We start from the raw sequence: 24676 nt of genomic DNA, 5'->3' as shown, positions 1-24676 counted from the left end.
TCAAAAAATAGATAGCATACGATTAGCAGTCTGATTCTCCACTGAATCGGCTGCTTTTTTTATTAGATAACGAGCAATTTAACCAATATGATGAATTAGTAGATCCAGGAAGGATGCGTTGGTCCAGGGAGGATTAACGCTTTTTTTGTGGAATTGTTTTATTGAAAAAAAGAAGTAGGATAGTTAAAAAGGAGAATGGAGAAATAAAATGAAAAAAGGCCAAATTCGAGCAATTGCTATATGTGTGTTCAGAAAAGATGATTCCATACTTGTATGCGAAGGCTTTGACGAGGTAAAACAAGATTATTATTATCGTCCTATTGGCGGAGGAATCGAATATGGCGAAACAAGTGCTAATGCATTAAAGAGAGAAGTGCTTGAAGAGATCGGAGCAAGCATAACTAACGTCAACTTCTTAGGAGTAGTTGAAAATATATTTACATATAACGGTGACCTTGGGCACGAAATAGTCTTTGTATATAATGCTGAATTTGTTAATAAGCTCTTTTATGACAAATCTTATTTCGTGGGGAAGGAGGATAACGGTGCAACATTCACATTGTATTGGAAGTCAATTAGCGATTTTACCAATAATAAATTAAGGTTGGTTCCAGAGGAATTATTACCTTTGCTTTAGAACACAAAATGGATGCAAAACTTTTTATTGCACTATTGATGCAGTTGAAGAAGGGGTTCGTTAAAAGGGAGAAATGAATATGGAGACTAAAGGAGAAAACTTCATAAAAGTTAGACCTTTACACATAGATGATTTTAGTAATGTTTTAAAATGGAGTAAGGATGACATTTTTTGTTTAGCAAATGGATGGGAGAAAAATAGGAATACAGAAGAATTGTATCAGTGGTGGCTTCATTGTATAAATAATCAATCTGAAGATTTCGTTCGAATGGGAATAGAGATTAATAAGAAAATAGTTGGATATGTAGACTTAGCCTCAATTAAAGATAATATCGCTGAAATTGGCATTGCAATTGGCGAAAGTAAGCTATGGGGACAAGGCATTGGATTTTATGCTACAAAATGTATGATGGATTTTGCCAGCAAGAAGTTAGATATTACAATATTTGACGCAGAAACTCACAAGGCTAATATTCGTTCGAGAAAAATGCTTGAGAAAATTGGCTTTAAAGAAATTAGTAGAATTGGAAATGATGCCTATCAAGATACCAAAAATAAAAAAATGAAAAACCCGTTCTTCAACTAAAGGAGCAGTTTAGTTCAGTAAAACAACTGTTAAAGTTGAGCCTGAATTCGTGAATAGTCCTTATCCGGCTGGTCTACGAAATAATATGTTTGTCCTGTTACTTCACTCCTTCTCATTTATAAGAAAGTTGTGGCAAGTTAGAAGGCCTTCCTTAAATTCTTTACTAACTCTTTCTGAATCGTAGGCACAAACAGAAAGAGTTTTTGTTACGGTAACAATTTTATCCGCTTCATTTTCAGAATCCAATATATTTTTACTTACTTCCCGCTCATCCCTCCATTCTACATGAGCCCAACTTCGGACAACTAAATCCACTTCTGAATTACATTTAATTAAGTTAGGGAGATAATCGAAAATAGAATTAATTCTAAAGTCTCCCTTGGCATAATAGAAGTCATAATTATTGACGAACGTCACTTTTTCTAAACGACTTCCATTCACTAACACAGTAAGTCTTTTTTTTAATCAACGGAGTAATTCGATCATTTTCTAGAATGATACAATATTCATTCAGTTTTAAACCGGAAATGATAAAGTCAACCACATTTGAAATATACTGATCCTGATTATCGAAAAAATATAATACATGTCCCTTGGCAAGGTTTTGAATTTCATTAATTTCTATTAAATGCGTACTTTCCAACTGTGCACCCCATTGATATAGACATATAAAGCCTGTAAATCAAGTTTATCATACATAGATATTGAAATGGATTTCGCCAGCAAAAATCCCCTGAAAGGAAACATTAATTAAGCTAACAGGGCATTATCCTGTAATAATTGAGAGTGAAAAAGTCTTAAAACGCTAAGATTGTGAAGAAATGGAGTGCAAAAGTTGAAGATCATAATGAGCTGCGTTCATTGTTCATTCAGAGGTGAGACTAATGAAGGTAGGAATTAACGCCCTTTTTTACTGAGGTTAATGAACAAACGGAGCAGGTTAGTGGAATAAGGTTCTAGCAAAGGATATACCATTAATTATGTAGAATTCACATAAAAATAAATGTAGGAGGAAAGAAAAATGGACAATCCAGTTATATGCACGGAAAGGTTAATTTTAAGAAGAATGACTAAAGAAGATACTGGAAATTTGGTGGAAATCTTTTCGGATCCAGTAGCAATGCGGTATTATCCTTCAACCAAAAACGAAAGTGAAACAATGGAATGGATTAATTGGACCCTAAAAAATTATGATGAATATGGGGTTGGTTTATGGATAGTAGAAGATAAAGTAACTGGAGAATTTCTTGGACAATGTGGTATTGTGCCTCAAGAAGTAGAGGGCGTAATGGAGATGGAAATAGGTTATTTATTTGTTCGGCGTGTGTGGGGGAAAGGATATGCAACAGAAGCAGCTTTAGCGTGTAAGAATTACGGATTTGAACGATTAAAATTAAATAGGTTGGTCTCATTGCCCGATGTAAATAATATTCCTTCAACTAAAGTCGCTAAACGAATTGGTATGCAGGAGATAAAAATTATAAACAAATGGGGAAAAGAAGTGTATGTTTACTCTTTGTCTATTTAAAATCAATGATTAAATTGAAGTATGTGAAGGGTTACACTTAAACTATCGGGTGCTTGAGTTTAATTAGAGGGTACTTCGATTACTCTTTATCTTATCCAACCCGTTATTAATAAGAGACGGGCTTTTTTTCTTAAAATAACTGTACCCTCTCACATTTTAGCTTAAAGGTTTTTAATTTTCTTTACTTACACAGCAATAAGTTCTGATAAATCGTAACTTGTTTTTATCCAAACACCTTCTCTTCCATTTTGACACCACTTCCACATTTTTTCGTATAATGTAAAATCCCAAATAAATGATAATTAACGGTCAATTGTGTTGACTTAATTTTTTTAAAAAAATTATTCATCGTACTAAAAATTCGCCCAACAAAGGAGAGTGTAATGTGATAATCACGTTAGATATTGCAAAAAAGTTAATAAAAGGTGCAGAACGAAGAGCAAGAGCACTTGGTATTTCAGAAGTTATTGCCATTGTTGATGAAGGTGGAAATTTAATCGCTTGTCACCGTATGAATGATGCTTGGATAGCAAGTATTGAAATAGCTCAGAATAAGGCTTGGACTTCTGTTTCCTTGAAAATGCCTACTTTAAATTTAGCTAGATTGGCGGTTCCCAATGCAGAATTGTATGGAATAAACACCACAAACCATGGACGTATTGTTATTTTTGGCGGAGGAATTCCTCTTGTACTAGAAGGTCGTGTTATCGGTGCGGTTGGAGCGAGCGGTAGCACTGTTGAAAATGATGTGGAGGTTGCAAAATCAGCTGTTCAAGTATTTGAGAGTTTGTATGCACACGGTTTTTCTCATCCCCAAATATGATAGCAATTTCATTTACTTCATAAATCACTTCAAAAATGCTTTCATAAGTTTTAGCTTAAATTGATTTATCTTAGAATAATTTCATATATATATTTTAGGCTTGATTTACAAAGCAAACGACAGTTATCGGTCGTTTTTTAGTTATGGAATTAACAAGCCAATTCGCACATGTCATCTATTAGGGTCTTTTTATTCACCATTCATAAATTTTGTCTAAAGGTGTTGCCCACTTATTACGGAATTTTTAACAACGATTTGAACCGAATGATTCTATAGAGGAAATTGAAAAAGCGATCAAAACGTTAATATAGACTGAAAATCACTAGGGAGTAGGTACAAGGGTATGGTTTGATGAATTTCGAATCAAAGTTCCACCTCTATTAAAAGGTTAATATATTGTATGGTATCTAAAAATTGATTTGAATGAGGTGGACCATGTATTTTTTAAAATCAATTTCAGATGATGTTCAATTTGCCCAATTAGAATTTCGTAAACATACCAAAACGAAGAGGCTTATTTTCGGATCTATTCTCGCCTGTATGGCTGCTGTACTTCAGGCAACAGGTGGCTATTTACCAGGACTCGGGTATTTGATCAGCCCATTTGCCACTCAGCCCATTCTGATTTGTGCCATGTTTTCCCTTCCGATTGGAGTGATGTCTTATTTTCTTACTATTCTATTGCTGCTTATTCTGCAGCCAAGTGAACTAATCGTGTTTCCTTTTACAACAGGTTTGTTAGGTATTGGAATTGGTGCAGCTTTTTCCTTTTTTGGGAAGCGACTAAGCATTATTTGTGTTGGTGCAGTTTCCTTATTTATTGGAATCATGATTCTGCTATATGTTTTCCACTTTCCCGTTCTTGGCCCAACCGTATCCGATTCCTTTTCGTTCCTTATAACAGGAAGTGTTTCTTTATTCGCTTTCCTTTATAGCATGTTATGGGTTGAGTTGGCCTTATTCTTTTTTAAAAGATTAAAGTCAATTATAACTTAGTGATCTTACGAAATACCCCTGTATTCGTAGCAGCACTAGTCTATTAAAACCTTTTCAAATTCAACGGGGTAACTAACCCGCGTTGCAAATATTTGGGTTGAAATCAAGGGGTTAGGCTTTTAAATTCCCGGAAAAATAAACAAACAAGGGGTCATGATTGCTCTCTTGTTTGTTTTATATTTCGATTCAATTATATTCAAGAAAGGGATATTTCTGGTATTAAGTCAAATTTTATAGTTATTAATCATTGAACAATTTCAAAAACAGTACCTTTGTTGAAATCAGTCACATTCATAGAGCCATAAACCGCTAAATATAGTCTGGAGTGAGCCAAATTCGTCCCCAAGCTTACATAATAAGCTGATTGAGCCCCAAAATTATAATCGGTTTCAATAACACTAAAATCATTTAGTTTACAATCTGTTCTTACCCTGGTATAAGCTAAAACCCCTCTAACCGGAGGTTGAGATTCTTCATCCCGGGCAAAATCGGTAAACACAACGCTTCCCGTTAAATCAGGAATTCCATTCCCCATGTATGACTGGACTCCTGTAAGTGCAGTTCCTCCAAACTTATCGGGTCGTGGATCTTTATGAAAATAACTAGTTAGAGGCTGAAGACGCCGAACTGATGTTTTTACTGCTTCATTGTAATAAGCAATTGTTTTCTCGTCCAAAGTCTGATTTGCAGAGCAGCCCCCTATAATCGAAGCAGGAAAAGCACCTTCCCACCCTCGCCAGCCAAAGTTAATAAATCCTTCTTGGTCAGGTTCAGATTCCATTAGAGAAGCTTGAATAAGCTGAGTAACCGGTATTGGTTTATAATGAACGAATGAAAAAATCGACTCTACTAAATCCTGTCCGACATTTCCTACATATTTGATATACTGATTATAAAACCTTTGAAATGAAATGCCAGGTATATTGCGTACCCCTTTGGCAATCACCGTAAGCGCCTCCTGAATAGGTGCGGGAAGTTCATTAAAACGTGTGACTACGGGTGGATTATTGATAAATGTATACTTAACTACATCAATTTCAATTATTTTACCAGCGATTTCCATATCATCCTGGCTTAAATTAAATGGATCATAGCCTGATCCACCATCTCCAGTTGTTAAAACAAGTTTTCCTGTTTCAGGTGAAAAGTTTAAGCTGTTGACACCATTATGATTAAAAAATGGTCTTCTTAAATTAAGTAATGTCCGCCGTTTTTGAGGTTGACCATTCGATTGTAAAATCCATTCTTCAACTGTATCAATATGATCATATTGAATTTCTCTATTTATCCACTTTAGGTTTAAGGTTCTGGGGTCACACGGATTAGGATTAAAAAATTTAGGAAGACCTTGTCTTGCAGCTTCTGAATCAAGAAGAGCACCTGGACCTTGTGTTCCAGTTACTGAATAATGAAGATAAAACAGACCGTTATTATAAAATTCGGGATGAAACGCTAGCCCTAGCAATCCCCGTTCATCATATCCACCACCAGAAACACCAAGTTTTATGATACGAGGTCGAATATCTAAAAAAGTCCTTATAACTCCGTCTCTTATATAAAAGATCTCTCCTACCTGGGTTGCAATAAATAATCTTTCAATTGAGTCACCCGGAGGTATAGTAGTTTTCAAAACAGTGGGTAAATTTATCTTACTTACAATGGGCCGTAAACTAACCTTTACTTTCATCAACTAACTATTCACTCCTTCTTATTGTTTTCTTTTATAAGAATATGAATAGAACTATTCTATTAGTACCAAATTAGGACCGGGGAATCTAACAATGACATTGAACCATTTGGAAAGAAGAGGGGGGATTTGTAAGCTGCAAGGCTATACATTACATCCGGAGCTCAAGGAATAGGCAGGTCCAAGGAGCAGATGAAAGTAGCACTCGACTACGCCAAAGAACATTATTATACATACTGTTACATAGAAACATTGAGGAAACTCCATGCAGCTCATCTCATTTACATCAAATTTTTTTAACAACTTGAAAAGGCATTAGTTGAATCAAAGCATAAAGGCTGTGACACTTGGTATATAAAAGAATTATCATAAAGGAGGTATAAGATAAGATTTTGAAGAAGTGTACTTTAAGTAACGGGTGCAAGAGTTAAAGATCAAGGAGTTGTCGCAGCAGCTCCTTTTCTTAACAAACGGGTGCGTTGATCCAGAAGGATTAACCGCCTTTTTTGTTGAATTCCTTATTATGCTAAAGGGGCAGTTTAGTTGAAGTAGAAAGAGAATAAAAACAAATGTCTTATGCTACAAAGGTTACGAGAAATCAAAAATGTAAGGGATGATGTAAAGATTATGAAACTTTTCCAAAATTGATGTTTTTAGTCGCTATAATAAAAGTATCAATGCAATGGAGGGCGTAAAATGGGAAGTTATTTTACCATCAAAGGGGATAAAGAATCAGGGAAGTATATTGTGCATGAAAGCGGCAAACCCGAACCAATTATTGAAATCACTGGTATGCAATATGGGGGGTTAAAAGAGGCAAGGCAAAGGATTGGAAACTACTTGAAAAGCAAGGGGCATGGTCTTAACAGTGTATTTGAACACCAGTGCATTAAGCCTCTTAGAAAAAATAATCCAGTCCATAATTGGACTGTTGAAGAGTACTTAATTGGAGTACCAATGAAAAAGAAGCTAAATAGCGAGGGTCGCTAGTTATACAATCAACAGTCAAAATGTAGAATTCTCTTATTGAGCTAACGGGGCAGGATAGTTGAACAAGGAAATGAAAGCCCTGCGGTGGTGAATATACAATTATTAATATCGTGTTTCATAAAGTGAAGGCAAAAATTGAAAAAGGATCCAAAGGACCCTATTTTGTTAATATAAAATTTTAATTTGATTAAAATTAAATCGTTAGAATTAAACTTTGTCTAATCTCTTCTGTCATCTCTTCTTCTTAATCCTAACAGGCCTGCTAATCCAAGTAACCCAACCCAACCCCAATCGGTATCATCGTCATCATTAACATCTCCTGTTTGAGATATTCGAGCGATTCCGTTGGTATCATTGTTATTGTTATTGTTATTGTTATTGTTATAATTTTGCGCGTTAACATTTAACTCGGAAAGCATGACAAAAGAAATTGTAAGTGCAACAAACAAATTAAGAATTCTCTTAAGCATCATATTTCACCCCTTTCATTTTCATTAGCTTTAATGTTTCCGAAAAAAATAACTTTATACTGTTTTGTGAAGGAATTAATTTTATTGAACAAACGGGACAGGTTAATTGAACAACAATAGCTTTGTAAAGGGGTGGTTACAAAATGTCTAACATAAAACTTTTAAAAATAAATTCAAAAAAACTGGCGAGAAGCTCTTGCCCTATCTGTACATCCTGAGCAACAAAAGTTTGTCGCTTCTGTTACACCTCCTGTAGCTATTGCACTTGCTAAGGCATATATCAGACCAGATGGTAAAGTCGTTGAACCATATGGTATTTTTGATGAAAAGCAGATGGCAGGCTTTTTCAATCTGCATTATATCCCTGAAAGCATAGAAGAATATTGGGTTTTCCATTTTTTCATTGATAAAAGATATCAAAGAAGAGGAGTTGGTTCCGAAGCATTTAAGGAGTTAGTGAAGTATATTAAATTTAGCCATCCTTCTTGTCATCGACTTCGTTTAACCGTACATCCAGAAAACGATGCAGGAAAATTATTTTATACAAAATTGGGATTTACAAATGATAATATCCTAACATATGGGGAGCCTACTTATTCCCTATATATTTAGTTAAAGGAGCGTTGATCCAGCAAGGATTATGCCCATTTTTGTTGAAGTTCTTATTGAACTAAAGGGGCAGGTTAGTTCAATAAATCGGAAGGGAAAAGGGATATGAAAAGGGAATTACTTGATAAACCATACTAAATAAAGGAGAGGTAGTTTATGAGTAATTCATTTATTGAACAAGTACATTATATTAGAATTCCGGTAAAAAATTTAGAGCAGTCTGCACAATGGTATAGAGATATATTAGGGCTTCAATTATTAACCATTACTGAGGATCCATTTGCCATTATAAAAGTTAATGAGGGACCTTTTTTACTTATCTTAGTTCCTACTGAAGATGATACATTTGCACATTTTACAATTGGTAATGTCCCAGCCTTTAGCATTGGTTTTACAAGTCCAGAATTATCTAAATTTCATACACACCTTATTGAAAATGGTGTTAAGGTTGAGGATATAAAAGAGGATAACGGACATGCCTTTTTTCACTTTTTTGATTTAAATGGCAATAAACTTCAAGTACACTGGTAAGAAATATATATAAAGGTAATATTTAGTGGAAGGTCACACTTAAACTAAAAGGGGCATTCTTTAATTAAGAATGCTTTTTTTCTTATTGAAGTAAAGGGGCAGGTTTGTGGAAAAAGAAGAGTAAAGTTCATCTCTTTATAAATTTGCAATTGACAAAAATAACAATGAAAGTAACTAAAGGCTAGGAAGTATATACCTAGCGTTTAATTAGCTTATTTACTTTTTTATCAATTTTATAAACATAAAGAAATAGTATAGAAGTATAAAGGGTGGTAAGTATCCCAGCTCCAATAGCCATAAAAAAGATTGTAGCAAGTTTTTTCTTCAATCCAAATAACATAAGGCAGCCCCCTTTTACCAAAGTATCTATCTTATTTATAACCAAACCTTGGTTATTTATGAATAAGAAGAGGATGTTCATACAAGAAGAGTGCTTGATTAACTTACAGAGTGCTTATGTGGAAGATCTGTCAAAGATACTGTTGGCTTTTCTTATTGTAGTAACGGGTTAGCTTTCATTAAGGAATTTGCTGCAAATTAATCAATTATTTTCTTATTCGACTAACGGCGCAGGATAGTTTAATAAGCAACCATAATCTAACGGGTGAGGTTAGTTCAATAATTAGTTATCATAAAATAAATTTAAAAACGTTCGGAAACTTTTCAATGTATGAGGAGATAGAATGGAATTATGGAGAAAACTTTTACTAAATGGCTCAGTTAAGCTTTTTAGGAGAAACGAAATATTAGATAAATACGTAATGATATATCAAGCGAAGGGTTTGAGATTTATACTTTAGATTGCTCTGAATGGAGCTTACAAAATTACCACAATGATTTGGCATCTGTCTTAAATTTTCCAGATTATTATGGGGGAAATTTAGATGCATTTAATGACTGTCTTTCGGATATGACTACTGAGGGTATTGGTATCGTATTAGTATATAAAAACTATGACAAGTTTGCTATTAAGGACAACTATGCTGCACGTACAATTTTAAATATTATTCAGACCAATGCTTGGAGATTTTTACTTGAAGAAGAGAATCTTAAGCTACTTGCTTTTGTGCAATCAAATGATGCAACAATTGATTTCCCAGTTTTAGGTGGAATGTCTGCCGAATGGAATAATGAAGAATGGCTCAATAAAGATAGAGATTTGTAATCGGTGTTGATCCAGAAGGATTAACGCCCTTTTTGTTGAAGTTCTTATTGTACAAACGGAGCAGGATAGCTTCAGAAAAATAATATATACCCAGACAAATATGGTAAAATGAGGATATGAATTCAGATGAATATTAAGGGAGGATGAGTTATGACAAAGAAGAAAAATGAAACGTTTGAATGGGTTAAATCAATAATGGGTGCTCTTGTTATAGCATTTCTTATTCGCTCTTTTTTCTTTACCCCCATTGTTGTTGACGGTGAGTCAATGAACCCCACTTTACAGGATAAGGACCGTATGGTTGTAACCAAAATTGGGGAACTAAAAAGATTTGATATTGTTGTGTTTCACGCCCCAGACGGTACGGATTACATTAAACGTGTAATTGGACTCCCAGGTGAGAGTATTGAGTATAAGAATGATATTTTATATATAAATGGTAAGGCATATAACGAACCTTATTTAGAAAAATATAAGAAAAAACTAAATGGAGGAACATTAACAGGCTCTTTCACTTTAAATGAAACCGCAGTAGGTAGCAATACTGTCCCTAAAGATTGTTTATTTGTAATGGGAGATAACAGAAGGAAAAGCAAAGACAGCCGGGTTATAGGAGCGATACCAATGGAAAAGGTAATAGGGACAACAAATGTTATTTATTATCCGATAAAAGAAATTAAAATCGTAAATAACTAATTTCTGCTTATGCATAAAGTTGGATTGGTCTCTTCTTCAAAACCATCGGGTACGTTGATCCAGGAAGGGTTAACCATCTTTTTTGTTGAATTCCTTATATAACAAACGGGGCAGCATTCCTATATTAAAGCTAAGTTTGTGAACAAATGTACTTAAACTATCGGGTGCTTTAGTTGAAAAAAAAAAGTGCAAAAACCATAGAAAAAGGATAGATGTAACCAGGTATACGCTCCTGTTCATCTATCCTTTCTTTTTATCTATCTTTACTGCTAAAAAATTTAAAGATGGTTTTTATGCAAACTTATGCTATTTGTTTCTTTATGACTTTTTTGCATATCGCTATATTTTTATATTGGGATTGTAAGATTTCTAAATCATATTGATCTTTTTCTTTTACGCCATCAATAATGGCTATTGTTGCATAAATACAAATTAAAAATACACTGATTGTAATAAACCAAGCTACAAACATGGTATTTCCCCCTTTTAATGAACTTAAGGATATTTTAAGAAATTCTTAGTTATTTCTGAGTGATATAAGTCACAGAAAAGGGGGACAGATGTTGCGATTTTATGAACGATTGGAACCTTCTATTTTAATTATGTAAATATAAAAGCACGATAGCAAAAAGCAAATCCATTATTGGTGATCCTCCCCTTGTCCCCTATTATTTCTTCTCGAAAAAATTTAGTTATCAGAAAAGTATGATAAAATGAAAAGAAAAACTAGGTGACGAATAATGAATGCAAAGCTTTTACATATTCCAGCTGACATTATAGAAACAATTGTCGAGAATGCCTTCGAATGGCTCGTCGTCGTCGACAGAGAAGGCAGGATTATTTACATCAATCACAATTATTGTGAGTTCCTTGAGGTGAACCGTGAAGAAACGATTGGAAGGCACGTTACGGAGGTAATCGAGAACACAAGGATGCATATCGTCGCTGAAACTGGCAAGGAAGAATTAGCCGACCTCCAATATATTAAAGGTAATTATATGATTGCCAACCGGGTTCCAATCATCAAAAATGGAGAGGTAATTGCGGCCTTCGGTACCGTATTTTTTAGGGACACTCAGGAATGGATGAAGATGGACAGCCATGTAAAAAGCCTGCTGACACGGATGCAGCCGTACATTCAGAAAATCGATTCTGGGGTAAAATATTCACTCGATGATATTTTAGGGGAATCCAAGCAGATTTTAAGTTTAAAAGAAAAAGTCAAGATGGTGTCCAATAGTGACATTTCCGTCTTAATCAGAGGAGAAAGTGGTACAGGCAAAGAATTATTTGCCCACAGCATCCACCAGCTGAGCGGCAGGAGCCAAAAGCCGTTTATAAAAGTGAATTGCGGTGCGATACCAGAGAATTTGCTTGAATCAGAGCTTTTTGGCTATGAGGAAGGAGCTTTTACAGGTGCAAAAAAAGGTGGGAAAAAGGGGAAATTCCAGCTCGCTGACGGGGGGACTTTGTTTCTCGACGAAATTGGGGATATGCCGCTTAGCATGCAGGTAAAGCTTTTAAGAGCGCTGCAGGACGGTGAAATAGAACCTATCGGGTCAACAAAGTCTGTATCCGTTGATGTCCGGATCATTGCGGCAACGAACAGGCCATTGGAAAATATGATTGAAGAGAAGCGCTTCAGGGAGGATTTATTTTATCGGATCAATGTCGTTCCTTTCAGTGTGCCTTCGCTAAGAGAAAGAGCAGAGGACTTGAGCTTGCTGATCAGGCATTTTATCGAGAAAGTCACAAACCGGTTGGGTAAGCGAATCGCAGGAATCGATAATGAGGTAATGGCCATTCTCAAATCCTATAGCTGGCCGGGGAATATCAGGGAGCTTGAAAATGTGATCGAAGCCGCCGTCCATCTGACATTAGGAGAGAGAGTCACACTTGATTCCTTGCCAGATTATTTGCTAACAAAGAACGTTTTCTACCGATTTAATAACAAGAAGCTGAAGGACATTCTTGAAGAAACGGAAAAGTGGGTTCTGAAGCAAAGTCTCGACCGGAATAATAATGACAAAACTCTTGTGGCTAAAGAACTCGGTGTGAGCAGGTCCACTCTTTATGAAAAACTGAATAAATTCGGCTTATTATAGTCCGAAAATCCGGATTGGTGTCCGGGTTTTCGGATTTTTATTTTTCTATTAAATTATATGAAGGTTTTCACTGTAAGAAAGGTAATAAACCAATCGAAACGGGACAGGGTTTTAAGAAGAAATTCTATTAATGTAAGTGGAAGAAAAAATAATAGAATCCGAAAATCCGGAATTAAATAACTGAAAATTTAGAATAAAAGTCGTGCATTGCACAGTAAAAAAGTTGGCACGAAAGTTGCAATAGTATTTATCAGCAATTTTATTTCATTGTTTCAAGTCATCAAGTTTAATGTAAGCGTTGACATTTTTTTGTGAAGTGAGGTGGAACAACTGCTGGGTTATCTTTATGAAGATTACTAAATGAACAAGGGGGAAAAGGAATGCTAAGTATGATTGGTTTGATTGGCGGATTGGCATTATTAATTTATCTGACGATGAGGGGTATGAATTTACTTATTGTCGGTCCAATCTCCGCTTTATTTGTGGCGTTGTTTAGCGGTATGCCGCTATTTCCGCAGCTTGCTGAAGAAGGAGCAGCCAATTTTGTCGGGAATTATATGGCTGGTTTCTCTGGATTTGTTACTTCATGGTATCTGATGTTCTTGCTTGGAGCGATATTTGGAAAGGTTATGGAGGATAGCGGCGCGGCTGATAGTGTGTCCGAGTATATCGTCGGAAAGTTCGGCATGAAATATGCTGTCTTGGCAATCGTTATTGCCTGTGCGGTTTTAACGTATGGCGGTGTAAGTTTGTTCGTCGTTGCATTTTCCGTCTATCCAATGGCACTTAGCTTGTTCAGGCAGGCAGATCTTCCAAGACGTTTTATCCCTGCTGCACTGGCATTTGGGTCTGTAACCTTTACGATGACTTCTGCAGGTTCTCCAGAAATCCAAAACTGGATTCCAATTGAGTTCTTGAACACTTCTCCATATGCAGGCTGGGAGGTCAGCTTAATTGTAGCTGTCTTCATGATGATTTTTGGTTATTGGTGGCTGAAACGGATGATCACAAAAGCTATTGCCAATGGAGAAAAATTTGTTTCCAGGGAATCTGATCCTATCAATGAAAAACGCACTTTGCCTAATCCATGGATGGGTCTCATTCCTTTGCTAGTCGTTCTCGTTATTGCATTTGTTTTCCATGATTCTTTAAAACAATCTGCCTTGATCATTGCACTTCTCGGAGGGGTCATCGCTACTTATGTGTTAAACCGTAAATACTTCAAAAACTTCTGGGAGGCGATTTCCGAAGGAACACTTGGTGCCTTGATCGCAATCGGTAATACAGCCGCTGTTGTAGGATTCGGCGGCGTTGCCAAAGCAGTGCCGGCGTTCCAGACAGCTGTTGAGGCAATGACAAATATTCCGGGAAGCCCGTTAATCGGTGCTGCTGTCGCAGTCAGTGTAATTGCAGGTATGACTGGTTCAGCTTCAGGAGGCCAAGTAATCGCACTGCCACTTTTGGCACCACACTATATGGATATGGGTGTAAATCCAGAAGCGCTTCACAGGGTTGCGGCCATTTCCTCTGGTGCGCTTGACTCACTTCCGCATAACGGTTACGTAGTTACTACGGTTAGGGCAATTTGCGGAGAATCCCATCAGGATGCATATAATCCGGTTGGAGCTTTGACCGTCATTGTACCAGCACTTGGTGTTGTTCTGGCTATTATTCTATTCTCACTTGGTGTGGGGATTTAAGGAAGTTATGTTAGTGTCGTTTAGCCATTCCAATTTTGTTTTGCAATCGAAAGCTGCCAAAGCCATTTTAAAAGTAAATTGCATCAAAGTTTAGGAAATCAGCCTAACGGAAAGGAGTTTCATGATGGTAAAAGATAAAGTAGTGCTCATAACCGGTGCCGCTCAGGGAATCGGTTATGAAATAGGCAAAAGCTTTGCTGAACAAGGTGGAAAGGTTTTCCTTACAGACTTGCAGGCTGATGCCGTCGAGACTGCAGCAGCTACCCTTCGAGAGCTTGGATTTGAGGCTGCAGGATTGAAATGCGATGTCACAAATGAAGAAGAGATCGAGCAGGCTGTTGCGAAATGCGTTGAGCAATATGGACGGGTTGATGTCCTCATTAATAATGCTGGATTACAGTATGTTTCGATGATCGAGGACTTCCCGACGGAAAAATTTGAATTGCTGATAAATGTCATGCTTACCGCACCGTTTGTAGCCTTGAAACACACCTTGCCTGTCATGAGAAAGCAGGGTTTCGGCCGCGTGATAAATATGGCGTCGATCAATGGGCTCGTCGGCTTTGCAGGTAAAGCAGCATACAACAGTGCCAAGCATGGAGTCATCGGCCTAACAAAGGTTGCAGCACTTGAAGCAGCGCAGCATGGGATCACTGTAAATGCAGTGTGTCCAGGATATGTGGATACGCCACTAGTTCGAAACCAGTTAGCAGACCTTGCTGAAACCCGCAATGTCCCGCTTGAAAAAGTTCTCGAGGAAGTCATCTTCCCTCTTGTTCCCCAAAAGAGGCTTCTGGCTGTCGAGGAAATCGCTCATTATGTCTTGTTCCTTGCCAGCGATGCAGCCAAAGGAATTACCGGGCAGGCTGCAGTCATTGACGGCGGCTATACAATTCAATAATAAAATGAGCCGGCATCCAAGGAAGGAAGCCGGCTCATTTTTTATAAAAGGTTTGGTTATGGTAATTTTTAAAGGTCATCAATCACGATATAGGTTGCTTTCACTGGTCCATGGACGCCGACAACCAGGTTCAGCTCAATATCAGCTGAATTGCTTGGACCGGTAATAAAGTTAATGCATGATGCTACCTGTTTGCCAGAGTGATGCAATTCGCGCAATTTGCGCGCTGCCTGTGTAATCCTTGGTACGATGGTGCTCTTAGGAATAAGCGCGATGTAGGTGGCTGGAAGGAAGCTGACTGTCCGGCCTTTGTCTTTATCGCTGAATAACACAACCGTACCAGATTCGGCGAGGGTCATTTCACTGATTGTGATGCCGACATTCGCTTTTTCTGCCTGGCGGATATTTTCTTCACCTTTAGTATGGTCCCACTCATAAACTTCAACGTTATTTGATGGCCATTCATTTTTCATCAGAGAATCGAGTCCCCATTTTGAAAAACGGTCATCCTTCCAGGAAACGACTGGGCCGCCTCCATAGTTTGACACAACCTCATTCAATGTTTCAGGCAAATTTTTCGAATCAGTCATGACAAGACTTGTATGAATTTTAAGGCATTGAGTTTTTAATACCTCAATCAATTCATCAGGAGTGGCTCCGTTTAAAACCTGGTCCTGGGGGCGATGTTTCCAGGCAGGCACCTTAACACTGCTGGACAATCGGCCTCTTCCGAGTGAGCTTGCAATTTGATCTAAAAAGGCTTCGCGGTTCTGGATTGTTCCTGTCATGATTCTTTGCCTCCTTTTTCCCGGTTTTTGAACCAGTCTCTGAATCTTTCTTTGTTAGGAGCAGGGAACTCCCTAATTTCTGTCCATGCTTTTAGCGGGCCAGGCCCTTTTGATATTTTATCACCGACAGTGAACGGATTCATGGCTGCAGGAGCAACCTTGGATCCGAGCTTGTAAAGCATTGGGGAAGCAGCTCCAAGTCCGAATGCCTTCATGGCAAGTTTTTCAGATATTGGCGCTTTGCCTTCCTGCTCGACGATGACCTGCCGATGTTTATGCAAAAGCTGGTGCAGCGGTATTTTTACAGGGCATACATCTGTACATGCTCCGCAAAGGGTAGAAGCATATGGAAGCTCTTTGAATTCATCGTACCCTCCAAGCAATGGTGACAGAACAGCGCCGATAGGGCCTGAATAAATGGAACCGTACGAGTGCCCGCCAACATGTCTATAAACAGGGCAGACATTAATACATGCTGCACAACGGATACATTGCAGGACAGATTGGAATTCACCGCCAAGAATTTTAGAGCGGCCATTATCAACGATGACAAGATGGAACTCTTCTGGTCCATCAACGTCATGCTCTTCACGTGGACCTGTCAGGACAGTGATATAGCTTGTAAGCTTTTGGCCGACGGCGCTTCTTGTCAGCAGGCTGACGAGGACTTCCATTTCTTCAAATGTCGGCACAAGTCGCTCCATTCCCATTACCGTAATCTGGGTTTTTGGGAGGGAGGTAACCAAATCTGCATTTCCTTCGTTGGTCACTAGGCTGAAGGAGCCTGTTTCAGCAACCGCGAAATTGCAGCCTGTGATGCCGATATCTGCTGTCAAATATTCCTGGCGCAGCATTTCGCGTGCATGCCAGGCTAGTTCTTCCGGCTTCTCCGTTTTTTGATAGCCTAGCTTCTTTGTAAAAACGTCCCTGATTTGCTCCTTGTTTTTATGGAGGGCAGGAACGACGATATGTGATGGCGGATCATGATCATCCACCTGGAGGATGTATTCCCCGAGATCCGTTTCAACGACAGTGCAGCCAGCCTCTTCAAGTGTTGCGTTAAGGCTGATTTCTTCTGTTACCATTGATTTGGATTTAACGACTTTTTTGGCATTCTTTTTAGCAACTACACCTTTTATATACTCATTTGCCTGCTCTGCAGTCTTGGCAAAGTAGACATGCCCTCCGCGTTTGGCTACATTTTCACTAAGCTGCTCCAGATAATAGTCCAAATTTTCAAGGACGTGCTGGCGGATTTCTTCACCATGACTACGCCATTCTTCCCAATTCCCCAGTTCCTCAGTCGCGTTCTGCCTGCGAACGCCCATGCTGTTCTGGGCACCAGCAACCGCGCCCCGCATGAACGAATCATTAATGCCAGTGTCGACACGTTCTTTAAAATTATCAGTTCCAATCTTCATTGCCATGCGAAATATTCCCTCCTTTTTCATCAGGAAAAATAGTTTTTTATTGTGTTAGAGTGATTATCGGCTGTTTAATACTTCTGCAATATGGAGAACTTTAATCGGCTTTCCTTGCCTTTCAATCCGTCCGCCGATGTTCATAAGGCAGGCAGCGTCTGCTCCAATTAAATACTGTGCTCCTGTTTCTTCTACATGCATGACCTTTTCATCAACCATCTGCTCAGAAATCTGGGCCATCTTGACAGAGAAAGTACCGCCGAAGCCGCAGCATTGCTCCTTGCCAGGAAGCTCTGTGAACTCAAGTCCCTTTACATTGCTTAATAGAATCATAGGAGCCTTTTTGACACCTAACAATCTAGTCATGTGGCAGGATGTGTGGTATGTAACCTTGCCTTCAAAACGGGCGCCAACATCTTCAATTTTTAAGACATCCACAATAAACTGAGTTAATTCAAAGGATTTAGCCGCAAGCTTCTTAGCCTTTGGCTCCCAAACAGGATCTCCCTTGAATACATGTGGGTATTCATGGAACATAGTGATACATGAGCCAGAAGGAGATACAACGTATTCTGCATCTATAAATGTATCAATCATCGATTTCATTGCTTCTTTCGCTTCTTTAACATAACCACTGTTATAGGCTGGCTGACCGCAGCAAACCTGGGATTCTGGGAATTCGATTTCACATCCAAGCTTCTCCAGCAGCTCCACTGTGGCTTTGCCCGCACTACTCTGGAACATGTCGACTAAACAAGTTGCAAAAAGAGTTACCTTCATTGTTCAACCTCTTTCCTCACGATTGATATACACATAGATTAACAGGTCATCTGATGACCTGAAAACTGCGTGCTCTAATTAATTTCAATACTACTATAAAAATGTGTTTTTTTGAAAGGGGTTTCAGAATTTTTTTATGAAAATAAAAACCACACCTCTTGTGGTGAGGCATGGTAAATAGATTATAGTGTATTTGATTTTGACTGGTTGATGTACTTGTGAAGGATATCCTCTACATTTTCAATATGACTAAGCATCAGGCTTCTCGCAGTTTCTGCATCCTGTTCTTTTATCGCCTGAAAAATGGCGTAGTGCTCATCATGAAGACGATCAGTAGTTGTTTGTTTAGAGTAAAGCCAGAGGCGTCGTGTTTCCTTCATTGTTTCACCCATTAAGCCGGAAACATGATTCATTAAGCTGATTAATAATGGATTTTGCGAACTCTCGGCAATGGCCAAATGAAATTGCAAATCTGCTTTTTCACCAAGCTCTTCATTGCCATTTGCGCGCTTCATTTCCTCCAAAGCGTCTTCCATAGCCTTCAGCTGAATGTCGGTGCGCTTCTGTGCCGCAGAGAAGACAGTTCCCGCTTCAAGAATTTTACGAACCTCTAATAGATGTGCTGTGTCTTCAGCATTCATCAGGATGGCAGTGGATAAAGGGAAGCTGATTTGCGCTGATTCGAATTCCCTTACATATGTTCCTTCGCCTTGCCTGATTTCAATTAATCCCATTGCTCTTAAAGCAGTAAGCGCTTCCCTAATGGCGGAACGGCCAACCTGGAAGTTTTCTGCCAGCTGCTGTACTGAATCCAGTTTGTCACCAGGCTGTAATTGTCCTGAGCGAATCATGCCATGAATCGCTTCTGCCACTTCTTCATATATCTTTTTAGGTTTTATTTTTTTATATTGCAATATAAAGCCCCCAAGTTTGTTCTCTTACCACCCATTATACAATTTTTCGCGGGAAGGGGAAGATTCTTTAAGCATGAAATGGGTTTAAAGTGGTAAATTACAGTTAAAAAAATCACATGGAGATATAAATATATTTTACTAAATTTAAAAAAAGATATTGAAAATTTTGTAGAAGGAACCCTATAATTCAAATAACAGTCATGTTAATGACCTAGTCATCAGATGACCTTATCATAATATGTAAGCGATTACTCGGTAAGGGGATGACCAAACAGTTGGGGAACTGTTTCATTATGACAACTTGATAATAGGGGGTAAATTATGTCGTTCACACAAAATTTCACAGCGGTAAGTGATAACCTCGCCTTATCGGCACTCGTTGCACTGATTCCTATTTTGTATTTCTTCTGGGCCCTTGCGATTAAAAGAATGAAAGGGCATATTGCAGGCTTGACTACTCTTGCTGTTGCAATTCTTGTAGCGGTTATTGCTTTTAAAATGCCTGCCGGAATGGCACTCATGTCAGCTTCACAAGGTGCGGTTTATGGTATTTTGCCAATCGGCTGGATCATCATTACGTCCGTATTTCTGTACAAACTGACTGTTAAAACAGGACAATTCGACATTATTCGGAATTCAGTCTTATCGATCACAGAAGACCGCCGTTTGCAGGCACTTTTGGTAGCGTTCTCATTTGGTGCGTTCCTTGAAGGAGCAGCAGGATTTGGAGCGCCAGTAGCCATTTCAGCAGCACTTTTAGTAGGATTAGGCTTTAATCCTCTTTATGCAGCCGGACTTTGTTTAATTGCAAATACTGCACCAGTAGCCTTCGGTGCAATCGGAATTCCAATCATCGCGGTTGAAGGGCCAACAGGGATTCCAGCAATGGAAATTTCCAAAATGGTCGGCCGCCAGCTGCCATTCTTATCTGTATTCATTCCATTTTACTTAATCGTTATCATGGCAGGCTTCAAGAGAGCTTTAGAAGTAATGCCGGCGATCCTTGTATCAGGGGTTTCATTTGCACTTACTCAATACTTGACTTCTAACTTTGTTGGACCAGAGCTTCCAGATATCCTTTCTGCACTCGTTTCCTTGTTCGCACTTGCAATCTTCCTGAAGTTTTGGAAGCCTAAAACAATTTTCAAATTTGCAGCTGAAGAGGAGTTAGCAGCGACTGCAGCTGTAAAAATGCCAGCCAAAAAACAGCAAACCAATACTGGAGCTCAAGTCTTCAAAGCATGGTCTCCATTCCTTGTTTTGACTGCTATTATTTCTGTTTGGGGCATTCCGACGATCAAGCTTGCTCTTACAGGACATTATGAAGGTTCAAACGCTTTATTAAAGGCAATCAACTCAATTGGGCATGCCTTAACATTTGTACCGGAAGTACCTTTCTTGAACAATAAAATTATCAATGCAGCAGGCGATCCGATTGCTGCAATTTATAAGCTGGAAGTACTGGGTGCTGCTGGGACAGCGATTTTAATCGCAGCCATCATTACTAAATTCATTGTAGGCATCTCCTGGAAGAACTGGGCATTAACCTTCGGTGAGGTAATGACTGAATTGAAGTATCCTGTTCTGACGATTGGTTCTGTTGTTGGATTCGCATATGTGACAAACGCGTCTGGCATGAGTACTACATTAGGTTTAACTCTAGCCAAAACTGGTGCTGTATTGTTCCCATTCTTCTCTCCATTCCTTGGATGGCTTGGAGTATTCATCACAGGATCTGATACATCAGCGAACCTTTTATTCGGAAACCTGCAGAAGATTACGGCAACTTCAATTGGCATGGATCCTGTTCTTGCTGTTGCAGCGAACTCTTCAGGTGGGGTTGCTGGTAAAATGATTTCGCCGCAATCAATCGCAGTAGCGTGCGCAGCAGTTGGACTTGCTGGAAAAGAATCCGATCTGTTCCGCTTCACGATTAAACATAGCTTATTCCTGGTAACGCTGGTCGGCATTATTACATTCTTGCAAAATAGCGTTCTATCATGGATGATTCCGTAATTAAAGATTTGTAAAAAATACAAAATAATCCCAGGCTTCTGTCATAATGATAGGAAGCCTGAATTTATTTATCTTCACAAGGAGGAATATCTTAATGCTTACAACAGCAGTAAAAGAAAAAATCATTTCAGTCGTTTCTGCGGCAAATTTTGACGATACGAAAACAGGACGCCTTGTCTATTCATACGATGCCACACCTAATTTTCAATCGATGCCTGATGGGGTAGTGAGTCCACGGAATAAAGAAGAAGTTTCAGAAATTGTTAAGATCTGTAATGAGTATAAAATTCCGATTGTGCCACGTGGATCCGGAACAAATCTTTGTGCCGGCACCTGCCCGACAGAAGGCGGGATTGTGCTGCTTTTTAAACATATGAATAAGATTATTGAAGTAGATGAAGAGAACCTGACTGCTACTGTGCAGCCTGGGGTCGTGACATTGGATTTAATCAACGCTGTTGAAGCAAAGGGGTTATTTTTCCCGCCAGATCCAGGGTCTATGAAAATATCAACAATCGGCGGAAATATTAATGAAAATTCAGGAGGACTTCGCGGATTGAAATATGGTGTAACAAGAGACTATGTGATTGGTCTTGAAGCTGTCCTTCCTAATGGAGACATTATCCGTACAGGAGGAAAGCTTGCCAAAGATGTAGCAGGCTACGATTTTACAAGATTGTTCGTCGGTTCTGAAGGAACGCTTGGAATTGTTACAGAAGCGATCCTGAAACTGATACCTGTTCCGGAAACAAAGCAGACGATGCTTGCTCTTTATCAGGATCTTGAAGCGGCAGCGAAATCTGTTTCAAAAATAATTGCAAGCAAAATCATCCCGGCCACGCTCGAATTCCTTGATCAGCCAACACTGAGGGTTGTTGAGGATTTTGCTAAAATCGGCTTGCCTACTGATGTAAAAGCTGTTTTATTGATTGAACAAGACGGTCCTCCTGAAGTTGTCCAGCGGGATATGGCGCGGATTGCCGAGGTGTGCAAGGAGGAAAAAGCTGTTTCAGTACAGGTCGCACAGTCTGAAGCAGAGGCAGAGGCCTTACGGACAGCACGACGCAGCGCTTTATCAGCACTTGCCCGCTTGAAGCCGACGACGATTTTAGAGGATGCTACTGTCCCAAGATCTGAGATTGCTAGAATGGTAAATGCAATTAATGAGATTGCAGTGAAATATGATTTGAATATCTGTACTTTCGGCCATGCAGGTGACGGTAACCTGCACCCAACATGTCCAACCGATTCCCGCAACCATGAGGAAATGGAAAGAGTCGAAAAAGCCTTCGCGGAAATTTTTGAAAAAGCAATCGAGTTTGGCGGCACTATTACAGGTGAGCACGGAGTTGGCGTCATGAAAGCACCATATCTTGAGTTGAAGCTTGGCAAGGAAGGGGTCGCTGCCATGAAGGCTGTGAAGGCAGCGCTTGATCCGAACAATATCATGAATCCAGGCAAGATTTTCGCGAAAGACAGCAGGAAACGAGTGGTGGTTTCAAGATGACAACAGTTCAAGAACAGCAGAGAATCCAGACACAATTCCAGGAAAAAATGAACCAGGACGAACTATTGAATTGCATGCGCTGCGGCTTTTGCCTGCCGACATGCCCGACATATATCGAATCTGGTTATCAGGAATCCCATTCACCGCGCGGACGCATCGCTTTAATGAAGGCGGTAGTCGATGGATTGATCGAGCCTGATGAGGATTTTGAAAGGTCGCTCGATCTCTGCCTTGGTTGCAGGGCGTGTGAGCCAGTCTGCCCATCAGGTGTGAATTATGGACATCTTCTCGAGGAAGCTCGTGATATTGTAAATCAAAACAAGAAATTCTCTATGCCGGTTAGAGTTGTCCGAAAAGCTGTATTTAAGGGGCTTTTCCCTCATCAGAACAGAATGAGAGGACTTACTGGGCTGATTGGTTTCTATCAGCGCTCAGGGCTTCAGAAGATTGCGCGTGGCACAGGAGTTATGAAGCTATTCCCGGAATCGCTAGCTACTATGGAAAAAGTGCTGCCGAGGGTCCCAACAATGAAGGAAATGAAAAACCGGCCTGAACACCTTGAAGCAATCGGTACAAAAACCCATAAAGTTGCCTTTTTCAGCGGCTGCCTGATGGATACGATGTTCCTTGAGACAAATAATGCAACCATGAAGCTGCTTCAGCTTGCAGGCTGCGAAATTGTCATTCCGAAAGAGCAGGCCTGCTGCGGTGCGCTGCATGGCCACAGCGGTGAAAAGGAAGATGCGAAAGCACTGGCCCGCCGTAACATAAAAGCCTTCGAGGATGACGGGGTTGATTTTATCATCACAAACGCCGGCGGATGCGGTGCATTCCTGATCGACTATGACCATCTGCTTAAAGACGATCCGGAATGGAAGGAACGAGCCCAGGCTTTTGCAGATAAAATCAAGGATATCTCGCAAATTTTAGTAGAGGTCGGCTTCCATGAAAAAGTGAAGCTGGAACTGCCGCACCAGGTCGTGACGTACCAGGATTCATGCCACCTTCGCAACGTAATGAAGACTGCCTCAGCGCCCAGGACCCTGCTGAAAGCTATTAATGGTGTGGAATTCCGCGAAATGCAGAATGCCGACCGTTGCTGTGGTTCTGCTGGAATCTACAATATAGTCGAAAGCGAAATGTCCATGCAGTTGCTGGACTCCAAAATGGTCCAGGCAAAAGCAACCCACGCAACGACAATTGTCACCGCAAATCCAGGGTGTCTGCTCCAGATGAAACTTGGGATTGAACGCGAAGGTTTGGCCTCGACTATGAGAGGCGTGCATATTGTTGATTTGCTGGTGGAAGCTGTGAAGGAATAGATTTTTTTGTGAGACTCCATTCGTGTTTTTGCGGATGGAGTTTTTTAGTTGAAGAAATCTTTTGGTGGGTGATATAGCCTGTTTCTCGTAGTACCAGTAGAATTGATTTAGTGATTTTAATAAATGAGTTGCGAAATCATCGGAGTTTACTTGAAGAAATAATCGTAATTGTTTATTTGTTAAGGTGTTCCCATATAAAAGAAAGTAATCTTTAATTGCTGAGATGTGTGCATCTTTTGAAGTGTGGCTGCAGGATTTGCAAAACCAAGTTCCATAGGTACGCTCCATCCCAAAGGCAGAGCATTTTGGACATTGTATCCCCAGATTAAGGTGCTTAAAGGGAATATTCATACCACTAATATCGGGAATAAGTGGTTCATGTTTTTTTAATAACAATTTGGTTATTTTTTTGATGTCTTTCTTGGACCAATTCACTTTTTTATATTTTGACTTCAAATCTAAAATTTTGTATGGGATTCTTGCAGTTCTGCAGACTCTGTAGGC

At 39.3% G+C, this 24676-nt stretch carries 26 protein-coding genes; 16 read left to right on the top strand and 10 right to left on the bottom strand.

Annotation, left to right across the window (positions count from 1 at the left end):
• Positions 1 to 208: 208 nt before the first annotated feature.
• Together V7654_RS17440 and V7654_RS17435 are read left to right on the top strand one after the other, a co-directional pair.
• The gene (locus V7654_RS17440; protein WP_335431953.1) at positions 209 to 637 is read left to right on the top strand and encodes an NUDIX hydrolase; all 429 of its coding nucleotides are present in this window, start codon (positions 209 to 211) and stop codon (positions 635 to 637) included.
• Positions 638 to 716: 79 nt separating this feature from the next.
• A complete protein-coding gene (locus V7654_RS17435) occupies positions 717 to 1223 on the top strand; it encodes a GNAT family N-acetyltransferase (protein WP_335431952.1) in 507 nt (168 codons plus the stop codon).
• A gap of 102 nt (positions 1224 to 1325) precedes the next feature.
• Here the strand turns inward: V7654_RS17435 and V7654_RS17430 are convergent, their stop codons facing one another.
• Complete coding sequence (locus V7654_RS17430; RefSeq protein ID WP_335432028.1) at positions 1326 to 1640, bottom strand: MEDS domain-containing protein; 315 nt, start codon at positions 1638 to 1640, stop codon at positions 1326 to 1328.
• Entirely contained in the window at positions 1624 to 1866 is a 243-nt protein-coding gene (locus V7654_RS17425) for an MEDS domain-containing protein (protein WP_335432030.1), read from the bottom strand. Before V7654_RS17425 ends, V7654_RS17430 begins: the two co-directional genes overlap by 17 nt.
• A gap of 378 nt (positions 1867 to 2244) precedes the next feature.
• On the opposite strand from V7654_RS17425, the gene V7654_RS17420 reads away from it, so the two are divergent.
• The 3 genes from V7654_RS17420 to V7654_RS17410 all read left to right on the top strand — a co-directional run bounded on the left by V7654_RS17420 (position 2245) and on the right by V7654_RS17410 (position 4570).
• The gene (locus V7654_RS17420) at positions 2245 to 2751 is read left to right on the top strand and encodes a GNAT family N-acetyltransferase (RefSeq protein WP_335431951.1); all 507 of its coding nucleotides are present in this window, start codon (positions 2245 to 2247) and stop codon (positions 2749 to 2751) included.
• A gap of 385 nt (positions 2752 to 3136) precedes the next feature.
• Positions 3137 to 3574 carry a GlcG/HbpS family heme-binding protein gene (locus V7654_RS17415; protein WP_335431950.1) on the top strand — a complete coding sequence of 146 codons (438 nt, stop codon included), beginning with the start codon at positions 3137 to 3139 and terminating at the stop codon, positions 3572 to 3574.
• Positions 3575 to 4009: 435 nt separating this feature from the next.
• Positions 4010 to 4570: a hypothetical protein gene (locus tag V7654_RS17410; protein ID WP_335431949.1), complete on the top strand. Its 561-nt coding sequence runs from the start codon at positions 4010 to 4012 to the stop codon at positions 4568 to 4570.
• A 244-nt stretch (positions 4571 to 4814) separates the two neighbouring features.
• On the opposite strand, the gene V7654_RS17405 is transcribed toward V7654_RS17410, so the two are convergent.
• Positions 4815 to 6260 (bottom strand): PQQ-dependent sugar dehydrogenase, encoded by a 1446-nt coding sequence (locus V7654_RS17405; protein WP_335431948.1) that lies wholly within the window; start codon positions 6258 to 6260, stop codon positions 4815 to 4817.
• 693 nt (positions 6261 to 6953) lie between these two features.
• On the opposite strand from V7654_RS17405, the gene V7654_RS17400 reads away from it, so the two are divergent.
• On the top strand, positions 6954 to 7247 hold the full coding sequence (locus V7654_RS17400; RefSeq protein ID WP_335431947.1) for a hypothetical protein: 294 nt from the start codon (positions 6954 to 6956) through the stop codon (positions 7245 to 7247).
• Positions 7248 to 7465: 218 nt separating this feature from the next.
• On the opposite strand, the gene V7654_RS17395 is transcribed toward V7654_RS17400, so the two are convergent.
• Positions 7466 to 7717, bottom strand: a complete 252-nt coding sequence (locus V7654_RS17395; RefSeq protein ID WP_335431945.1) for a WGxxGxxG family protein — start codon at positions 7715 to 7717, stop codon at positions 7466 to 7468.
• Positions 7718 to 7888: 171 nt separating this feature from the next.
• On the opposite strand from V7654_RS17395, the gene V7654_RS17390 reads away from it, so the two are divergent.
• The gene (locus V7654_RS17390; RefSeq protein ID WP_335432027.1) at positions 7889 to 8329 is read left to right on the top strand and encodes a GNAT family N-acetyltransferase; all 441 of its coding nucleotides are present in this window, start codon (positions 7889 to 7891) and stop codon (positions 8327 to 8329) included.
• 153 nt (positions 8330 to 8482) lie between these two features.
• A complete protein-coding gene (locus V7654_RS17385; protein WP_335431944.1) occupies positions 8483 to 8857 on the top strand; it encodes a VOC family protein in 375 nt (124 codons plus the stop codon).
• A 196-nt stretch (positions 8858 to 9053) separates the two neighbouring features.
• On the opposite strand, the gene V7654_RS17380 is transcribed toward V7654_RS17385, so the two are convergent.
• The gene (locus tag V7654_RS17380; protein WP_335431943.1) at positions 9054 to 9197 is read right to left on the bottom strand and encodes a hypothetical protein; all 144 of its coding nucleotides are present in this window, start codon (positions 9195 to 9197) and stop codon (positions 9054 to 9056) included.
• A 414-nt stretch (positions 9198 to 9611) separates the two neighbouring features.
• Between V7654_RS17380 and V7654_RS17375 the strand changes: the two genes are divergently transcribed.
• Together V7654_RS17375 and lepB are read left to right on the top strand one after the other, a co-directional pair.
• Complete coding sequence (locus V7654_RS17375) at positions 9612 to 10022, top strand: barstar family protein (RefSeq protein ID WP_335432026.1); 411 nt, start codon at positions 9612 to 9614, stop codon at positions 10020 to 10022.
• Between the two features lie 150 nt (positions 10023 to 10172).
• Complete coding sequence (gene lepB / locus V7654_RS17370) at positions 10173 to 10718, top strand: signal peptidase I (RefSeq protein WP_335431942.1); 546 nt, start codon at positions 10173 to 10175, stop codon at positions 10716 to 10718.
• 301 nt (positions 10719 to 11019) lie between these two features.
• On the opposite strand, the gene V7654_RS17365 is transcribed toward lepB, so the two are convergent.
• Positions 11020 to 11190, bottom strand: coding sequence for a hypothetical protein (locus tag V7654_RS17365; protein WP_335431941.1), 171 nt, complete (start codon positions 11188 to 11190; stop codon positions 11020 to 11022).
• Positions 11191 to 11458: 268 nt separating this feature from the next.
• Here V7654_RS17365 and V7654_RS17360 point away from each other — a divergent pair, with 268 nt between their 5' ends.
• From V7654_RS17360 to V7654_RS17350, 3 genes are all read left to right on the top strand, one after another.
• A complete protein-coding gene (locus V7654_RS17360) occupies positions 11459 to 12823 on the top strand; it encodes a sigma-54 interaction domain-containing protein (RefSeq protein ID WP_335431940.1) in 1365 nt (454 codons plus the stop codon).
• 380 nt (positions 12824 to 13203) lie between these two features.
• Positions 13204 to 14523 (top strand): GntP family permease, encoded by a 1320-nt coding sequence (locus tag V7654_RS17355; RefSeq protein ID WP_335431939.1) that lies wholly within the window; start codon positions 13204 to 13206, stop codon positions 14521 to 14523.
• Between the two features lie 124 nt (positions 14524 to 14647).
• Complete coding sequence (locus V7654_RS17350) at positions 14648 to 15424, top strand: 3-hydroxybutyrate dehydrogenase (protein WP_335431938.1); 777 nt, start codon at positions 14648 to 14650, stop codon at positions 15422 to 15424.
• A 68-nt stretch (positions 15425 to 15492) separates the two neighbouring features.
• On the opposite strand, the gene V7654_RS17345 is transcribed toward V7654_RS17350, so the two are convergent.
• The 4 genes from V7654_RS17345 to V7654_RS17330 all read right to left on the bottom strand — a co-directional run bounded on the left by V7654_RS17345 (position 15493) and on the right by V7654_RS17330 (position 19327).
• The gene (locus V7654_RS17345) at positions 15493 to 16215 is read right to left on the bottom strand and encodes a LutC/YkgG family protein (RefSeq protein WP_335432025.1); all 723 of its coding nucleotides are present in this window, start codon (positions 16213 to 16215) and stop codon (positions 15493 to 15495) included.
• On the bottom strand, positions 16209 to 17639 hold the full coding sequence (locus V7654_RS17340) for a LutB/LldF family L-lactate oxidation iron-sulfur protein (protein ID WP_335431936.1): 1431 nt from the start codon (positions 17637 to 17639) through the stop codon (positions 16209 to 16211). Before V7654_RS17340 ends, V7654_RS17345 begins: the two co-directional genes overlap by 7 nt.
• Before the next feature lie 57 nt (positions 17640 to 17696).
• A complete protein-coding gene (locus V7654_RS17335) occupies positions 17697 to 18413 on the bottom strand; it encodes a (Fe-S)-binding protein (protein WP_335431935.1) in 717 nt (238 codons plus the stop codon).
• 182 nt (positions 18414 to 18595) lie between these two features.
• Entirely contained in the window at positions 18596 to 19327 is a 732-nt protein-coding gene (locus tag V7654_RS17330) for a FadR/GntR family transcriptional regulator (RefSeq protein WP_335431934.1), read from the bottom strand.
• A gap of 321 nt (positions 19328 to 19648) precedes the next feature.
• Between V7654_RS17330 and V7654_RS17325 the strand changes: the two genes are divergently transcribed.
• The 3 genes from V7654_RS17325 to V7654_RS17315 all read left to right on the top strand — a co-directional run bounded on the left by V7654_RS17325 (position 19649) and on the right by V7654_RS17315 (position 24172).
• Positions 19649 to 21343, top strand: a complete 1695-nt coding sequence (locus V7654_RS17325) for an L-lactate permease (protein WP_335431933.1) — start codon at positions 19649 to 19651, stop codon at positions 21341 to 21343.
• Positions 21344 to 21437: 94 nt separating this feature from the next.
• Positions 21438 to 22850 carry a glycolate oxidase subunit GlcD gene (glcD, locus tag V7654_RS17320; protein ID WP_335431932.1) on the top strand — a complete coding sequence of 471 codons (1413 nt, stop codon included), beginning with the start codon at positions 21438 to 21440 and terminating at the stop codon, positions 22848 to 22850.
• Entirely contained in the window at positions 22847 to 24172 is a 1326-nt protein-coding gene (locus V7654_RS17315; RefSeq protein WP_335431931.1) for a (Fe-S)-binding protein, read from the top strand. The genes glcD and V7654_RS17315 overlap by 4 nt, the downstream gene beginning before the upstream one ends.
• Positions 24173 to 24676 lie beyond the last annotated feature (504 nt).

Source organism: Bacillus sp. JJ1609 (assembly GCF_036967045.1).
GTDB lineage: Bacteria > Bacillota > Bacilli > Bacillales > Cytobacillaceae > Mesobacillus.
The sequence above is the reverse complement of the archived record's forward strand: the minus strand, read 5'-3'. Positions and strand labels throughout refer to the sequence as shown.

Coding starts and splice junctions, on each gene's coding strand:
- V7654_RS17440 (WP_335431953.1), top strand. CDS start 209: ATGAAAAAAGGCCAAATTCGAGCAATTGCTATATGTGTGTTCAGAAAA.
- V7654_RS17435 (WP_335431952.1), top strand. CDS start 717: ATGGAGACTAAAGGAGAAAACTTCATAAAAGTTAGACCTTTACACATA.
- V7654_RS17420 (WP_335431951.1), top strand. CDS start 2,245: ATGGACAATCCAGTTATATGCACGGAAAGGTTAATTTTAAGAAGAATG.
- V7654_RS17410 (WP_335431949.1), top strand. CDS start 4,010: ATGTATTTTTTAAAATCAATTTCAGATGATGTTCAATTTGCCCAATTA.
- V7654_RS17400 (WP_335431947.1), top strand. CDS start 6,954: ATGGGAAGTTATTTTACCATCAAAGGGGATAAAGAATCAGGGAAGTAT.
- V7654_RS17395 (WP_335431945.1), bottom strand. CDS start 7,717: ATGCTTAAGAGAATTCTTAATTTGTTTGTTGCACTTACAATTTCTTTT.
- V7654_RS17385 (WP_335431944.1), top strand. CDS start 8,483: ATGAGTAATTCATTTATTGAACAAGTACATTATATTAGAATTCCGGTA.
- V7654_RS17380 (WP_335431943.1), bottom strand. CDS start 9,197: ATGTTATTTGGATTGAAGAAAAAACTTGCTACAATCTTTTTTATGGCT.
- lepB (WP_335431942.1), top strand. CDS start 10,173: ATGACAAAGAAGAAAAATGAAACGTTTGAATGGGTTAAATCAATAATG.
- V7654_RS17365 (WP_335431941.1), bottom strand. CDS start 11,190: ATGTTTGTAGCTTGGTTTATTACAATCAGTGTATTTTTAATTTGTATT.
- V7654_RS17360 (WP_335431940.1), top strand. CDS start 11,459: ATGAATGCAAAGCTTTTACATATTCCAGCTGACATTATAGAAACAATT.
- V7654_RS17355 (WP_335431939.1), top strand. CDS start 13,204: ATGCTAAGTATGATTGGTTTGATTGGCGGATTGGCATTATTAATTTAT.
- V7654_RS17350 (WP_335431938.1), top strand. CDS start 14,648: ATGGTAAAAGATAAAGTAGTGCTCATAACCGGTGCCGCTCAGGGAATC.
- V7654_RS17340 (WP_335431936.1), bottom strand. CDS start 17,639: ATGGCAATGAAGATTGGAACTGATAATTTTAAAGAACGTGTCGACACT.
- V7654_RS17335 (WP_335431935.1), bottom strand. CDS start 18,413: ATGAAGGTAACTCTTTTTGCAACTTGTTTAGTCGACATGTTCCAGAGT.
- V7654_RS17325 (WP_335431933.1), top strand. CDS start 19,649: ATGTCGTTCACACAAAATTTCACAGCGGTAAGTGATAACCTCGCCTTA.
- glcD (WP_335431932.1), top strand. CDS start 21,438: ATGCTTACAACAGCAGTAAAAGAAAAAATCATTTCAGTCGTTTCTGCG.
- V7654_RS17315 (WP_335431931.1), top strand. CDS start 22,847: ATGACAACAGTTCAAGAACAGCAGAGAATCCAGACACAATTCCAGGAA.